We start from the raw sequence: 12,352 nt of genomic DNA on the forward strand, positions 1-12,352 counted from the left end.
GATTGTTTATCCTGAAAATCCCGGCCAAAGATAGAAAAATATGCAACTGTCAAGTATGAAGATTCTAACGAATCTAAAATTACTCTAGGTAGTCATACAGGGACCCATATAGATACCCATTCCATATTAAAGAAGAAGGTAAAAAATTAGCTGAAATACCACTGGAAAGTTTTTACGGGAAATGTAAGGTTATTGATCTTACTGACGCTGGCAATGAAATTCATAAGGAACATCTGGACCCATATGAAATCAATGAAGACGACATCATATTATTGAAGACTGAAAATTCAACAAAAAAGTATAAAAAGTTTAAGAAGATTTTGCACATATCAAACGGGATGCCGCAGAATATTTGACAGGAAAAAAAGTTAAAACCCTTGGAGTGGACTATTTAAGCATAGAAAAGTTTATAAAAATGAATGTGTACATGATGTGCTGCTTGATAACCTCACGGTATTTGAGGGGCTGTGTTTAAAGAATGTTGAAGCTGGAGAATATGTCTTCATGGGACTCCCTTTAAAAATAGATGAGGACGGAGCTCCTGTAAGGGCTGTTTTAATCGATGCCAAATCTAATAAAATGTTTTAAATTGGAATAATTAAAAGTTAGAGGTAAAGTGAATTTTAAAATTCATCTTTAATTGAACGTGTTTCATCGTGGCATATTCCAGCCACCTTAAAAACATCCAGTACAAAAGCCAACCCTTTGCCAGGTTCGTTTAATTTTCCAGCATTTACAATGGCGTAAAGCACTTTATCTGCAAGTTCTTCTCTAATCAGTATCATGATTATTTCTTTAGCAGGTTCTATAGGTATACCTAAAATCTTCTCGTGTTCATGTACTCCAGTTCCACGTCCGTAAAAAACAGTTCCTCCTTCTGCCCCTGCTTTTTGAGCTTCTTCCAGGATTTCACTTCCCTTTTCTGCTTCAACAACTGCAAATATAATCTGAAATGGGTTTCCATCATTCATTTTTTTATCCTCCTTTTTATTATAATTCCAAATAATAGCATGAGAATTATAGGACACATTGCTATTACCCCTATAGTTCCAAGCCCATAAACACCAGATTCGCCGCCTAAAATAGTGATAGCAATACTGGTTATGATCGGTAGAGCAAAAGTAACAACTACAGGTCCAGTAGCTACAGCCCCCGAGTCAAATGCTATTGAAATAATATCTTTAGGGGCCTTATATGTCAGGAACAGCAGTATGACATATCCTGGTATTAAAATATAGGCAATAGGAATTTCAAAATATATCCTCAAGATTATAAGTACCAGTGCAAAGCCAACACCCAATGCAATGACTGGAATTATATACTTCCTCTTTAAAAATCCTGCCGAAACTTTTTCTATTTCATAAGCAAGAATGTTAACTGCAGGTTCAGCAAAAATAACTATGATACCTATGACAAATACCAAAAATAGGACTAAAAGTGAATTTGCGCCAGATAGAAAAATGCCAATTTTTTCTCCCATAGGAATCAAACTCATTCTGGCCCCTAATATAAATAAAAAAAATCCTGCTGTGGTCATCAGTATACCTACAATCATTCTCCTGAAGTTAGGTGGAATCTTTTTAAGTACAATGATCTGGAAAAAAATAAACAGGACAATGACCGGAATTATAGCTTCAATAACTTCAATAAAGACTTCAAATGGTAAATTAAAGTCCATTAAACTCCTCCTTTAATAAGTCCATATACTAAAACAGCCATTATGGGCCCTACAGAACCAATTGCCATGACCCCAAAACCGGATGTCAATCTATCTCTTCCACCTAAAACAGATGCTATCCCAACTCCAAAAGCAATTAAAAAAGGAACTGTCATGGGGCCAGTTGTTACTCCACCCATATCAAAAGCAACAGTTAAAAACTCTTCATTAGAAAAAAGAGCAAGTATTAAATTTATTAAATATCCTGGTATTAAAATATATTTAATAGGTATATTAAGGATTATTCTAAGAATAGCTATAATAACAAATATTCCAAGCCCTAAAGCTGTTACATAAATTATTTCTCTTTGAGTAAGAAGAATAATCACTATATTCTCAATCTGGTAAGCCAGTAACCTCACATCAGGTTCTGCTATAGTAAGCGTTACTCCCAAAAGGAATCCAAAGAGCAATATCATAAAAAGAGCTTTTTTTTCTATAAAAGAAGCCCCTATCTGTTCACCCATAGGTAAAAGTGCAAATTTTGCACCCTCAATGAAGATTACAAAACCCAGTAATGTGAAAATCAGTCCAATTACAATTGGAATAAATTCCATAACATCCATTTTTATAAAAAATATTTGAAATATGAAAATCATCAATATAGCTGGTAAAAATGATTTAAAAATGGATTTAAATTCTTTTTTAAAATTTTTAAATCTCATCAAATCATTTATTCAATTTTTTCTCCAGATATAAAACATATAAAATGATTTATATGTCTTTTTTATAATGCTTACTGGACAAATCTCTCTATGAATTTTGCATATACCGGCCTTGTGATAAAAATTCCTATAAGCACCCCTATTATAGTGGTGAATGCAAAACCTGCCAGGATCCCGATTCCTGCGTAGCCTCTGCTGAATCCTATATATGCCAGTGGAAGCATAGCAGCGATAAGGGTTGCAGCAGATGTAAATACTATGAAAAACGCCCCCTTAATCCTCATCCTCATAGTTGCACTTCTTCTTTTGGATTCTTTGCCTCCTTTTGATCCTTTTTTCTTTAAAACTTCATCAGTGATGATTAACTGGTCATCTACCCCTGTACCTATGGCTGCAATAATACCTGCAATAGCAGGTAAATCTATATTCCACCTTATTACAGATGCTACTCCTAAAATTAAAAGTAGTTCCGCAAGGCTTGTGAGTATTATCGGAATTACAAGCAAAGGAATTCTGTAACGCAGGAAGATGATGATAGAGACTACTATAACTGCAAGTAAACCTGCAACAAGTGCCCCTGTTCTAAACTGGTCCCCCAGTTCAGCCGAAACACTGCTAACTCCCGCAACATTAACCTTTACTGGTAACGCCCCGGACTGTAGTACTGCCTGTATATTCCTGGCTTCATTTTCAGCTGCTTCTCTGGTTTCTGCCGTTCCTGAAACTTCAACTTCTGTTGTTGGCGTTCCTGTTGCAAGCCCTTCGCTTAAAACTGGGGATGAAACCAGTTGATTATCCAGATACATTTCAACCGGCTGCCCAGCCTTACCCTGTGCAACCTGTGCAAAACGATTGGCACCTGCAGTAGATACAGTAAACGGCACACTCCACTGATTTCCAGTGATTTGATACGGACGGACATTTGTTATATCTGTCCCAGTAAGCGCAGTCTGGTTATCTATTTTAGCTTCAAATACACCAGGAGTCCCCACTATATTCGTAACTTCTTCCGGCCTTACTCCCGCTATTTCAACAATTACATCCTGATCTCCACTAGCTCTCACATTAATGTCCCTTACACCAAATATGTTAAGCCGCCTGTCAAGGACCGTTACGACAGTATTCATCGTATTCTGGTCAACAGGATGTTCTAAATGAATTTGTATGACAGATCCACCTTCTAAGTCCAGTCCCTGCTGTATACCTAATACTGAAATTGAAACAATACTTCCAATAGCCAGTACAATGAGTAATATAACCCTATAATCTTTTAAAAAGTCTGCAATTTCGCTCATTAACGTCCACGCTCCAGGTACCATCTAAGTATTCCAAGGTTCATTAACCATGTTACAAGCACATCTGCAGCCAGGCCTATTATAAGAACTGCTGCAATATCTGCAAGTACTTCTGCAGATGGAATTAATAAAACAACAACAATATAAAGAGTTGCCATTGCACTAATGGAAGTAACTGCCATTGTTAAGCCGGTTTTCATAGCATCAACCGCCCTTTCTGTAACAGTTCCTTCTTTACGCCTCAATACACGTGTGGTAAGCAAAATATCTGTATCTACACTGTACCCAATAAGTAAAAGTAAAGCACCTACTGATGCTAGGGAAAGCGGTATTCCAAACAGGGACATTCCACCAGCTGCTATAATAATATCAGACAGCGCGGCAAGAATAACTGCTATAGAAGGTACGAAGTTTCTAAATACTACAAATACAGTCACTGCCATGAATATAAATGCAAAAAGTATTGCCCAAAAAATTTGATTCAACGCTTCAGCACTTAAAACTGGTCCAACAGATCTAAAACCTAGTATAGATGCTGTTCCATTTAATGTATTCCTCAAAATACCAGGATCTACTTCCCCACCAATTTCAACTGTAGACTGGTTAGAACCAACTAATTGAACACTCACATCATTTGTTCCCAACCCGTTACTTATTATATTCTCTAGTTGAGTTTGGCTCACTGGTTCTTGAAGCTGAAGATCAGCTATTGTACCTCCCCTTAGTTCCACCCCATAATTTAAACCATTCACTGCCAAAATTACCACTGCTATCAAGGTAATAATTACAGGAATCGCTATTAAGGACTTATAAGATTCCATAAGTTTTTCAATTTTCATTAAAACACCGGAAATAAGTTTTACAATATTTAAATAACAGACTTAACTATATTTTACAGATGTTAAATCCCCAAAATTATTACTTATTTTAATTTTTATGTTAATTATTCTATATATGTTGCATCGAAAAAGTTCATGTATAATTTGATTTCTCTAATACTAACCATCATAAGTTTACATAAAAAAGGAGAATACAACATATTTTTCTATACTCAAAAACAATTAAAACCACATACTAAAAGTAAAATTAAGATCAGATAATGTATCCCTCAAATGGCGGCAAATAATGTATAAATTAGGGAGTGAATTTAAAAATTAGCTTTTAAAATATGATTTTTAAATTATCAACCTGAAATATTAACAGATTATCTAATACATTAAAATTTGCTAAAAACTTATCAAAGATTTTAAATATGATTTTTTGTACATGAACGATATGTAAAATTATATAAATCATAATTAACAGTTATTAACATAATTTGATACAAAAAATTGATAAGGGGATATAAAATGAGAAAAAATATTTTGTTGATAACCGCAATACTTTCAATGTTTGTTTTTGGGCTTCAATTGGCATAACCAGCTGCTGCAGCCAGCTTAAAACAAGTAGATCATGGTTCATATAAAGTTAATGGCCCAAATAATTATTATTTTATCTATTCATGGAAAACATACCCGTACAAAACAAGTTATATAAAAATAAAGGTTTATGTAAAGTTCAAAGGGCAGAAAACACAGACTATAACCACTACCCTCAGAAAAGAAAGTAAATATATATTACAGATTCGTGAGTTTTACAACAAAAAATGGGCAGTTACTTATTACATTCCTGAAAAAAGAACTGCTGCACAGTACTACTGGAGAATAATTAGACCCCAAATGGTAGGGCAAGACGTAATAATTGGCGGCAGCGGATCAGGTTCTGGAAGTAGCAGTGGAACTGTAACTTCTAATGCAATAAAACATTAAGTTAACTGATTTATTGCTTTTTAGATATTTAGGACTAAAAAATCTTTTAAAATATTTTATAGGCATGCATCAATTAAATAAAAAAAGTATTTAATGGAAATTTAACCCTGTAATGTAATTTCCTATGGGTCCAGTAAAGTTAGCTTCAATAACTGCCGCAACTGCAAATAAAAATACTGCAATTAAAAGTAAAGCTATGGAGTCCTTAAATTTCAGATAATCGTTGTTTACATATGTTTTTCCTCTCAAGCTGTTTATTAAATCAGCGATTATAGTTGTGAGCCTGAACCCTGCAGCACTAGCTATAATAAGTGCAGGAATTTCAAATATGCCGTGAGGTACTATATAGCTCATAAAAACTAGAGGGCTAACAGTGTTATGGTTAATAACGCCGCCGCCCATAAAATATCCTAAAAAAGCCCCTAAAATGAACCCGTTTAGAGACAACAATCCTGCAGTAACTATTCCAATAATTCCTCCAGCATAAGTCATAAAAGCAGTTCTAACATTGTGTATGAAAATGGAAGCAGTAGATATATCAACCGCACTGTTAATTGTATTAGAAAGTACTGTCAAGAAATACCCAACACCCTCAGGTAAAAAGTAACCTGCAAGTACACCAATAAAAAGAGATGCAGAGAATATAATAACTGAAACAACTAAAATCTTCTTATTTCGCTTAAAAACGCCCTTAAAAATGTTATACTTACTTAAAGACTTATTATTAAAAATTGATATGGACATTTAATGTTTCTCCTTCTTTATTTACATCATAAATTATGAATATTATTTCATAAAAATTACATACCATCATTTATGTAGATAAACACATACTTATAAATTTTACTAAATGTAGAGGAAAAACGAGTTATTTTTTGGGTAAATATGCTGTAAAAATATGCAAAATTAAAAAAGAGCAAAAAACTTAGACTAAAAAAATATAAAAAAGCCTTTAACACGTTTTATGTTAGAGGCAAAAAAGATTTTCTTAAGCTAATAAAAAGTTATAAACTTTTAATAGCTAATTCAATATCTGATGCTTTAACTGTTTTTCTTCCAGCGTGTTTTGCAAGTTTAACAGCCGCTAAAGCTATTTCTTCGCCTTTTTCTTCTAACACTTTTGTTAAAGTTTCTGTAGCATCTTCGCTTACTCTCTGTGCACCAGCATTTTTTATTATTCTACTTACTGGAGCAAATGGTAATTCTGTCATAAATGACCGCCTCCGTTATTTTACCAATATACTGTGTATAAATAACCTTATATAAATTTATGGTTTTATTATCTAATAATTTTAAAAATTATGTGCTTTTTACTCACTTAAAATCAATTAATGCAATTTTTTGGCACCACTTAATAAAGTATTAATTATTAACACAACTTTAAAAATTTAGAACAGGAATATAATTAATTTTACTTAGATAAATTCAGATGTTCTACAATACTTTCTAACTCAACCTAAATCATATTTTTGATTTTTTTCTGAATATATCTCGTCTTCCGACCCATATACATTGTTTTTAGCCATTTAACTACATTTAACCCATAAAATATTCATATAACTCATAACAATGCTTGTTTCAAAACACGAATATATTCACTCATTTTTCGCCTTTAAATCATTTTTAGGTTGCTTCCATTATCTCATTAAACTTTTTACTCCAAATCTGCGATAGCTTTCTTAAATATTTAACTTGTCACAAGCTGTTATGAAAATATAATCTTTTTATGACTGTTTACTAGGTAAATAAATGTAATATTTGTATTATTACTTAATAAATTCATAATAATTCTCTTTTTAATGATTAAAATTATATAAATTATTAATAAGTATATATTATAGTTCTTTACTATTTGAAGTTAATTTAACTTAAATTTTCATATTTGATTTTTATCATAAATGATAATATTATGCATTAACTGATATAAAAAATAATTATGATGTAAAATATTAAATAGATGATATTAAATCCAGAATATATTTGCTTCTGATATAAAAAATAATTATGATGTAAAATATTAAATAGATGATATTAAATCCAGAATATATTTGCTTTAAAATTATTATAGTTGATGATCATGAATATGAAAACTAGGCGTATTATTCTTAGTGTACTATTCACTATAGCCCTTTATCTTTCATTGATATTTGATCAAATTCTCCAGATAGTATTAGCAATAGCCTTACCTATTATTGTGGCATATCTATTCCTTAAATTGAACAATAAAAACATAAAACTTTATTTCATCATTGTAACCATAGTTTTACTTTTATTAACAGCTTTAAATCTAATTTTTACCCAAATATATGACTGGACATATTTATTACCTTTATTTGGAGGCTTAATATTAACGCAGATGAATGCTGATCATTTGAAATACTGGATCTTAATGAAGGAAAGTATAGCCCTTCTAAATGAGGGTAAATATCATGAATCTTTGTATTATCTTGATAAATTATTAGAATCAGGCTTTAACTATTTTTCAGTACTACACAGCAAAGCAGCTGTCCTAAGTAAGATGGAAAAATATCAGGAATCACTTGATTTAACCAATAAAATTCTTAAAAAAGATAAAAAAAATGTACTAGTATTAGGTTTGAGAGCAGGTATATTTATAAAGCTTGAAAGATATGATGCTGCTCTTGAGCATATTGATATAATCCTTAAAAAAGAACCTCAATTTGGACCTGCACTGGCAAATAAAGCAGTAGTGCTCTTTAAACAAGGGGATTACCAAAAAGCAGTGACCTATTTTGAAGATGCATTGGGAAAAATTCCAACCAAAGATAAATGGAAATTTAAGGGCCTAAAACCTATAAAATTAGTTTTTCAACCTCGAGAATTAGCTGAATTATGGTTTGGAAAAGGAAAAGCCCATCAAAAACTCCAACAATACAATGAAGCTTTAGAATGTTTTGATAAAGCTTTAAAATTAAAACCATACTATAAGGACGCATTAAAATCTAAAGAGGAAGTTTTGAAATTTATAAAAAATTGAAATAAAACAGCAATTAGGCAGAAATAAGTTATTTTTAATTAAAACTTCAAATCTTGTTGATTAGTCTAACTTTATTAATTTGTAACTGAACTATTCATATAAAAAATAGTTAGTATATTCAAAACGCATACTATAGACCTGCGTGTGGAACGTGTTGAAAATTTGAAATCAATAAAAGATTTTGGAAGAGAAATAATGTTTTTGTATTTTACCATGCTGAAACACAGTTTATAAAAAGGAATTTTTAATACTATTGACGAAATACGAGATATGTTTGATATCTCTTTTTGAAAGGGGATACTTACCAAATTATAAAAGTTTGTTGTCTGAATTATATATAAATCTAATATCAACCTTAATCAGTTCTAGGGTTAACGTCTTAAAATATATCTCTAGAAAATTTTCATTTTTTGTAGAATAGTAAAATTTATTAAATTCAATTTTATTTTAATTATTATCAACTATTATAGAAATAATTAAATAGTCTCCATTACACTATAAAATTTAAGAAGAAATGACTCTATTTACTCTTTATATATTATAATACTAATCTTGTCAGGAATATATCGATATTCATGTTAAAGGGGAGTTTTTGAGGCATTTGCAAAAAGTAAAGGAGACTTTAACATGCACATAATGGAAGGATTTTTACCGTGGCAGTGGTGCTTGTTCTGGTACATCATAGCATTACCAGTAGTTGTTTACGGTGTAATCCAGATCAAGAAGGTTACAGAGGAACACCCGGAGTCAAAGCCGCTGCTTGCAATTACAGGAGCATTCATATTTATATTATCATCTTTAAAGCTGCCTTCAGTTACCGGAAGTACTTCCCACCCTACAGGGAACGGGTTAGGTGCTGTACTTTTCGGGCCGGCAGCAGTAAGCGTTTTAGGCGCGATTGTACTCATATTTCAAGCACTGCTTCTTGCACACGGAGGAATAACCACTTTGGGAGCTAATATCGTTTCCATGGGGATTGCAGGTCCATTTGCAGCATGGCTGGTTTACAAAGGCATTCGAAAAGTTGGCTGGTCTCCATCTGTAGGGATATTTTTAGCTGCAGTTATTGGCGACTGGTTGACCTATGTGACCACTGCAGTACAGCTTTCGCTGGCATTTCCAGTGCCTACATTCGGGTCAGCATTTGTAAAATTCATAATAATATACGCCTACACCCAGGTACCGCTTGCAATAGCTGAAGGGCTTTTAACTGTAGTTATCTTCGATTATATCCTGAAACTTAGACCTGACATACTAAGGACCCTAAAAGTTATAGGGCCTGCTAAAACAGAAGAAACTGCAGAAAAATCACCGGAGGTAGTCTGATGGTAGATAAAAAACCCATTGTCCTCCTAATTTTAGCAGTCCTAATTGTGGCTCTTCCACTTGCCATTTACAATGGTAAAGAAGGCTATTTTACAGGTTCAGATGATCAGGGAAGTCAGGCCATAGAAGCCACCGGCTATCAGCCGTGGTTTAGTTCCATATGGGAACCACCGAGTGGTGAAATAGAAAGTCTCCTGTTTGCAGTACAGGCTGCTATTGGGGCGCTTATAATAGGATATGTTTTAGGGTACTACAAAGGCAGGCAAAAACAAGAAAAGAAGAACTGAACAAGCAACTTGCAGCAAGTGAACAGGATAAAATTGAATTAAATAAAAATAAATGATAAATTCTGGTGAAGAGATGTTTGAACACACGTTAGATGATTATGCTCATTCCAACGGCATTAAAAATGTAAATGAATATTTCAAAGTATTGTTTGCAATTTTAACCATGTTAGTGAGCCTTATATCCACTTCACCAGTTATACCCATTACCATATTTGTTCTGGTAACTTTTTTAATTATATTTAAGGCTAAAATCCCTGCCAAATTTTATTTGAAGTTCATTACAGTCCCATTTTCATTTGCGTTTATAACATTTGTTTTTATGGCTATATTCTTTGGAACAGGTGCGGCAATTCTAAACTTAGGAATATTTAACCTTGCGGTAACTGCAGATGGTTTTAACCTGGGGTTCCTTACCATGGCAAGGATCATGGGTGGTTTTTCCTGTCTGACATTTCTGGCACTTACAACTCCTATGAACGAAATTTTTTCTATACTGGAAGATATTAAAATTCCCCAGATTGTAGTTGAAATTGCCATGCTTATGTATAGGTATATCTTTGTGTTTTTAGATGAAGCAATTAACATGTACCACTCCCAAGAAACCCGGCTGGGATATTCCGGCCTCAAAAAGACTTATAAATCTATGGGAATGCTTGCAAGTAATCTCTTTATAAGGACATGGTTGCGCGGTGAACAAATTTATATAACAATGGAGTCAAGATGTTATGGGGGATCTATTAAAACCTTCAAAAGCCGGAAAGATATAGGAACTAAAAATATTCTTTTACTATTATCCTTTGAATCCTTCCTTTTGCTTGGAACTTATTTAACATGGGGTTTAAAAATTATATAAACCTGACAGCTTTTATTAATTAAATACAGAATTTCCATTTTAGGTGAAATGATGAATATAATTGAAACAAAAGATATCGCATACAGTTATCCAGATGGCACAAAGGCCCTTGACAAAGTCAATTTTAAAGCGGAAGAGGGTAAAATCATTGCATTACTTGGACCAAATGGTGCAGGGAAATCAACATTATTTTTACATTTTAACGGGATTTTAAGACCCACATCAGGAAAGGTGCTCTTAAATGGTGATGAGATAAAATATGATAAAAAAGCACTGATGCATGTAAGGCAGAATGTGGGGATAGTATTTCAAAATCCTGATGATCAGCTGTTTGCCCCAACAGTAGTGGAAGATGTAGCTTTCGGACCCATGAATCTTGGTTTATCCAAGGAAGAAGTTGAAAAACGGGTTGATGAATCCCTAAAACGTGTGGGAATGGAAGAATTTAAAAAGAAAGCGCCCCATCACTTGAGCGGAGGCCAGAAAAAGAGAGTTGCAATTGCAGGGATACTTGCCATGAATCCTAGAATAATGGTCCTTGACGAGCCAACATCCGGCCTTGATCCAAAGGGGGCATCCCAAATACTTAAAATATTATACGAATTAAACAAAGAGGGAATGACGATAATTATATCAACTCATGATGTTGATTTAGTACCGCTCTATGCATACAGCGTATATATAATAAGTAAAGGAAAAATTATAAAAGAAGGAAATCCCCAAGAAGTATTTGGAGATGTTAAAACCATAAGGGAGGCTAATTTAAGACTTCCAAGAATTGCACATCTCATGGAAATACTGGAAAAAGAAGATAAATTACCCTTTGATAAACCATATCCCCTTACCATAGGCGAAGCAAGAAAAAAATTAAGGGATCATTTTGATGATTAAGTAATGTGGTGATAAAATGAAAGTAGGAATTTGCGATACCACTTTTGCACGGGTTGATATGGGTGCTCATGCAATAGACGAAATTAAACAACACGTCGGGAATATAACATTCATAAGGCGGACAGTACCTGGAATTAAAGATTTACCAGTTGCATCAAAAAAATTAATAGAAGAAGAAAACTGTGAAATTGTGATGGCCCTCGGAATGCCGGGTCCTCAAGAAAAAGATAAAGTTTGTGCTCATGAAGCATCAACCGGCCTTATACAGGCCCAGCTTATGACCAATACACATATACTTGAAGTTTTTGTTCATGAAGATGAAGGGGAAAATCCGAAGGACTTAAGACAGCTCGCTGAAAACAGGGCACGTGAACATGCGCAGAATCTGGTTAAAATGATGTTCAAACCCGATGCAATGCGAAAAGAAGCAGGAATGGGTATGAGAGAAGGCCGCCCCGATGTTGGGCCTGTTTAAATTTGTTTGGGATCAACTTTTAAAATTAAAAATTTTT

At 33.3% G+C, this 12,352-nt stretch carries 15 protein-coding genes; 8 read left to right on the forward strand and 7 right to left on the reverse strand.

Going from position 1 to position 12,352, the window contains the following annotated elements:
- Positions 1–125: 125 nt before the first annotated feature.
- The gene (locus EJ01_RS18040) at positions 126–356 is read left to right on the forward strand and encodes a cyclase family protein (protein ID WP_211251405.1); all 231 of its coding nucleotides are present in this window, start codon (positions 126–128) and stop codon (positions 354–356) included.
- 76 nt (positions 357–432) lie between these two features.
- Complete coding sequence (locus EJ01_RS17600; RefSeq protein WP_211251396.1) at positions 433–588, forward strand: hypothetical protein; 156 nt, start codon at positions 433–435, stop codon at positions 586–588.
- 35 nt (positions 589–623) lie between these two features.
- On the opposite strand, the gene EJ01_RS00145 is transcribed toward EJ01_RS17600, so the two are convergent.
- The 7 genes from EJ01_RS00145 to EJ01_RS00175 form a co-directional block, all read right to left on the reverse strand.
- Entirely contained in the window at positions 624–971 is a 348-nt protein-coding gene (locus EJ01_RS00145; protein WP_048079913.1) for a P-II family nitrogen regulator, read from the reverse strand.
- Positions 968–1,678 carry a DUF1538 domain-containing protein gene (locus EJ01_RS00150; protein ID WP_048079914.1) on the reverse strand — a complete coding sequence of 237 codons (711 nt, stop codon included), beginning with the start codon at positions 1,676–1,678 and terminating at the stop codon, positions 968–970. Before EJ01_RS00150 ends, EJ01_RS00145 begins: the two co-directional genes overlap by 4 nt.
- Complete coding sequence (locus EJ01_RS00155) at positions 1,678–2,382, reverse strand: DUF1538 domain-containing protein (RefSeq protein WP_048079915.1); 705 nt, start codon at positions 2,380–2,382, stop codon at positions 1,678–1,680. The genes EJ01_RS00150 and EJ01_RS00155 overlap by 1 nt, the downstream gene beginning before the upstream one ends.
- 71 nt (positions 2,383–2,453) lie before the next feature.
- Entirely contained in the window at positions 2,454–3,677 is a 1,224-nt protein-coding gene (locus EJ01_RS00160; RefSeq protein ID WP_048079916.1) for a preprotein translocase subunit SecD, read from the reverse strand.
- A complete protein-coding gene (locus tag EJ01_RS00165; protein WP_048079917.1) occupies positions 3,677–4,516 on the reverse strand; it encodes a protein translocase subunit SecF in 840 nt (279 codons plus the stop codon). Before EJ01_RS00165 ends, EJ01_RS00160 begins: the two co-directional genes overlap by 1 nt.
- 1,059 nt (positions 4,517–5,575) lie before the next feature.
- Positions 5,576–6,229, reverse strand: a complete 654-nt coding sequence (locus tag EJ01_RS00170) for a stage II sporulation protein M (RefSeq protein WP_048079918.1) — start codon at positions 6,227–6,229, stop codon at positions 5,576–5,578.
- A 260-nt stretch (positions 6,230–6,489) separates the two neighbouring features.
- Positions 6,490–6,696: a histone family protein gene (locus EJ01_RS00175; protein WP_048079919.1), complete on the reverse strand. Its 207-nt coding sequence runs from the start codon at positions 6,694–6,696 to the stop codon at positions 6,490–6,492.
- An 866-nt stretch (positions 6,697–7,562) separates the two neighbouring features.
- Here EJ01_RS00175 and EJ01_RS00180 point away from each other — a divergent pair.
- From EJ01_RS00180 to ribC, 6 genes are all read left to right on the forward strand, one after another.
- A complete protein-coding gene (locus EJ01_RS00180; RefSeq protein WP_169740422.1) occupies positions 7,563–8,483 on the forward strand; it encodes a tetratricopeptide repeat protein in 921 nt (306 codons plus the stop codon).
- Positions 8,484–9,110: 627 nt separating this feature from the next.
- Positions 9,111–9,809 carry a cobalt ECF transporter S component CbiM gene (cbiM, locus tag EJ01_RS00185; protein WP_048079921.1) on the forward strand — a complete coding sequence of 233 codons (699 nt, stop codon included), beginning with the start codon at positions 9,111–9,113 and terminating at the stop codon, positions 9,807–9,809.
- Positions 9,809–10,096: an energy-coupling factor ABC transporter substrate-binding protein gene (locus tag EJ01_RS00190; protein WP_048079922.1), complete on the forward strand. Its 288-nt coding sequence runs from the start codon at positions 9,809–9,811 to the stop codon at positions 10,094–10,096. The genes cbiM and EJ01_RS00190 overlap by 1 nt, the downstream gene beginning before the upstream one ends.
- Before the next feature lie 73 nt (positions 10,097–10,169).
- Entirely contained in the window at positions 10,170–10,949 is a 780-nt protein-coding gene (gene cbiQ, locus EJ01_RS00195; RefSeq protein WP_048079923.1) for a cobalt ECF transporter T component CbiQ, read from the forward strand.
- A gap of 51 nt (positions 10,950–11,000) precedes the next feature.
- Positions 11,001–11,840, forward strand: coding sequence for an ATP-binding cassette domain-containing protein (locus tag EJ01_RS00200; protein ID WP_048079924.1), 840 nt, complete (start codon positions 11,001–11,003; stop codon positions 11,838–11,840).
- A 16-nt stretch (positions 11,841–11,856) separates the two neighbouring features.
- Positions 11,857–12,315 (forward strand): riboflavin synthase, encoded by a 459-nt coding sequence (gene ribC, locus EJ01_RS00205; RefSeq protein WP_048079925.1) that lies wholly within the window; start codon positions 11,857–11,859, stop codon positions 12,313–12,315.
- Positions 12,316–12,352: the final 37 nt, after the last annotated feature.

Source organism: Methanobacterium veterum (assembly GCF_000745485.1).
GTDB classification, from domain to species: Archaea; Methanobacteriota; Methanobacteria; order Methanobacteriales; family Methanobacteriaceae; genus Methanobacterium_D; species Methanobacterium_D veterum.

Excerpts from the sequence above, each read along its gene's own strand:
- EJ01_RS00145 (WP_048079913.1), bottom strand. The coding sequence starts at position 971 with ATGAATGATGGAAACCCATTTCAGATTATATTTGCAGTTGTTGAAGCA.
- EJ01_RS00150 (WP_048079914.1), bottom strand. The coding sequence starts at position 1,678 with ATGGACTTTAATTTACCATTTGAAGTCTTTATTGAAGTTATTGAAGCT.
- EJ01_RS00155 (WP_048079915.1), bottom strand. The coding sequence starts at position 2,382 with ATGAGATTTAAAAATTTTAAAAAAGAATTTAAATCCATTTTTAAATCA.
- EJ01_RS00160 (WP_048079916.1), bottom strand. The coding sequence starts at position 3,677 with ATGAGCGAAATTGCAGACTTTTTAAAAGATTATAGGGTTATATTACTC.
- EJ01_RS00165 (WP_048079917.1), bottom strand. The coding sequence starts at position 4,516 with ATGAAAATTGAAAAACTTATGGAATCTTATAAGTCCTTAATAGCGATT.
- EJ01_RS00170 (WP_048079918.1), bottom strand. The coding sequence starts at position 6,229 with ATGTCCATATCAATTTTTAATAATAAGTCTTTAAGTAAGTATAACATT.
- EJ01_RS00175 (WP_048079919.1), bottom strand. The coding sequence starts at position 6,696 with ATGACAGAATTACCATTTGCTCCAGTAAGTAGAATAATAAAAAATGCT.
- EJ01_RS00180 (WP_169740422.1), top strand. The coding sequence starts at position 7,563 with ATGAATATGAAAACTAGGCGTATTATTCTTAGTGTACTATTCACTATA.
- cbiM (WP_048079921.1), top strand. The coding sequence starts at position 9,111 with ATGCACATAATGGAAGGATTTTTACCGTGGCAGTGGTGCTTGTTCTGG.
- EJ01_RS00190 (WP_048079922.1), top strand. The coding sequence starts at position 9,809 with ATGGTAGATAAAAAACCCATTGTCCTCCTAATTTTAGCAGTCCTAATT.
- cbiQ (WP_048079923.1), top strand. The coding sequence starts at position 10,170 with ATGTTTGAACACACGTTAGATGATTATGCTCATTCCAACGGCATTAAA.
- EJ01_RS00200 (WP_048079924.1), top strand. The coding sequence starts at position 11,001 with ATGAATATAATTGAAACAAAAGATATCGCATACAGTTATCCAGATGGC.
- ribC (WP_048079925.1), top strand. The coding sequence starts at position 11,857 with ATGAAAGTAGGAATTTGCGATACCACTTTTGCACGGGTTGATATGGGT.